The 2,117-nt window shown below is 55.8% G+C and carries 1 protein-coding gene; it reads left to right on the top strand.

Annotation, left to right across the window (positions count from 1 at the left end):
- Positions 1–252: 252 nt before the first annotated feature.
- A complete protein-coding gene (locus AB5Z25_RS10825) occupies positions 253–1,947 on the top strand; it encodes a phospho-sugar mutase (RefSeq protein ID WP_368135579.1) in 1,695 nt (564 codons plus the stop codon).
- Positions 1,948–2,117 lie beyond the last annotated feature (170 nt).

The following is a 2,117-nucleotide window of genomic DNA, read 5'->3' as shown; positions in this document are numbered from 1 at the left end:
GCTGACCGGTGGACGGCACCGAGCCGTACGCTTGAACTTGGAAGGGGGAGGCCTCGCGGCCTCCTCCTTTTTGCGTTATAGGCGGCATTCACTAAGCAATTAAATCAATCCAATCATCCACCGGTGAATATAAACGTTCACCGTTCTGTGGCCGGTTCTCTGTTCTCAATGGACTAATATTTGCTTTAGCGCGCTGATGCGCTTGTCCTGTTTTACACGGGTTGTTTTATTGATTGTGACGGAAGGACTCACATGGCAGATGTTCATGAGCTGCTTGATACTTGGATTGCCAATGTCAAGGACGAGGAGCTCCTCGCTGAGCTCAACACGATGAAGGAGCAGGGTGACGAAGACGCCATCACCGACGCTTTCTTCCAAGATCTCGCCTTCGGTACCGCCGGTCTACGTGGCACTATCGGTGCAGGCACTAACCGTATGAATATCTATACGGTTGGTCGCGCGACGCAGGGTTTTGCTGACTATCTCAATGCGACCTTCGAGCATCCGACGGTTGCCATCGCTCGCGATAGCCGCAATAAGGGTGAACTGTTCGTTAAGACGACGGCTGCCATTCTTGCCGCAAACGGCGTGACTGCTCTCGTGTATCCTAAGATTTCTCCCGTGCCGACGCTTTCCTGGGCCGTCCGTGACCTTAAGTGCTCCGGTGGCATTTGCATGACCGCTAGTCATAATCCAGCGCCTTATAACGGCTATAAGGCCTATGGCCCCGACGGCTGCCAGATTACCAGCGAGGCTGCCGATGCAATTTCTAAGGCTATCGCCGAGACCGATACGTTTACCGGCGTGAAGTCCATGGACTTCGATGAGGCTCTTGAGCAGGGTCTGGTCAAATGGATCGATGACTCGTGCCTCGAGCGTTATTATGACGCCGTTCTCGCCCGCGGCGTGACCAACCTTTCTGCCGAGGAGATCGCTGGCGCTCCGCTTAAGCTCGTCTACACTCCGCTCAACGGCACCGGCCTCATTCCCGTCACGACGGTGCTCGAGCGCGCTGGCATCACCGATGTCACGGTTGTTCCCGAGCAGAAGGAGCCTAACGGCGATTTCCCGACCTGCCCGTATCCTAACCCCGAGATTCGCCAGGCCATGCAGAAGGGCATTGACCTGTGCGAGCAGGTTCACCCTGATCTGCTGCTTGCAACCGATCCTGACGCCGATCGCGTTGGCGTTGCCGTTAAGAATAGCGATGACTATCTGCTGCTGACCGGCAATGAGATGGGCGTTCTGCTGCTCGACTATATCTGCAAGATCCGCGCTGCTCGCGGTGAGGACCTCACTAAGAAGGTTGCTGTCACTACTATCGTTTCTTCCGCCATGGTTGACGCTCTGGCCGATGAGTACGGTTTTGAGCTCCGTCGTTGCCTGACGGGCTTCAAGTACATCGGCGACATCATTACTTCTCTTTCCGATGCTGGCGAGGTCGATCGCTTTATCTTCGGTTTTGAGGAGAGCTACGGCTATCTGGCCGGCGACCACGTGCGCGACAAGGACGCCGTGAGCACTTCGCTTTTGATTTGCCAGATGGCGCAGTATTACAAGCTCCAGGGAAAGAACCTTGCCGACGCGATGCACGAGCTGTACGAGAAGTATGGCTACTATCACAACAAGACGATTTCGCTGAGCTATCCGGGTGCTGAGGGTGCGGCAAAGATGGCCGGCATCATGGCCGGTCTGCGCGAGAACCCGCCCGCGGAGCTCGCCGGTTCCAAGATTGAGGCCGTCGTTGATTACAACACCTGCGTGAACGGCCTGCCGAAGGCTAATGTTATTGAGTTCGATCTTGAGGGTGGCAACAAGGGTATTGTTCGTCCTTCCGGCACCGAGCCCAAGATTAAGCTGTACATCTTCGCTAAGGGCGCGGATGCCGCCGAGGCAGATGCAGCACTTGACGCGATCGAGGAGTCCGGTCGCAAGCTGCTGGCATAAGGTATTTAAGAGTCTATTGCTATAGATGGGCGAAAGAGGGGATCTCGGATGCGAGGTCCCCTCCTGTTTTTAACCAGCCAGCCGAGAGTACTTAGATGTGTAGGAAATGTGTACGCCCAGATTCCCGCCCACGGGGCCCCTCCGGTCTGGCAATATATCTCCTTGCCGCG

The organism is Collinsella aerofaciens (assembly GCF_040910325.1).
GTDB classification, from domain to species: domain Bacteria; phylum Actinomycetota; class Coriobacteriia; order Coriobacteriales; family Coriobacteriaceae; genus Collinsella; species Collinsella aerofaciens_BL.
The sequence above is the reverse complement of the archived record's forward strand: the minus strand, read 5'-3'. Positions and strand labels throughout refer to the sequence as shown.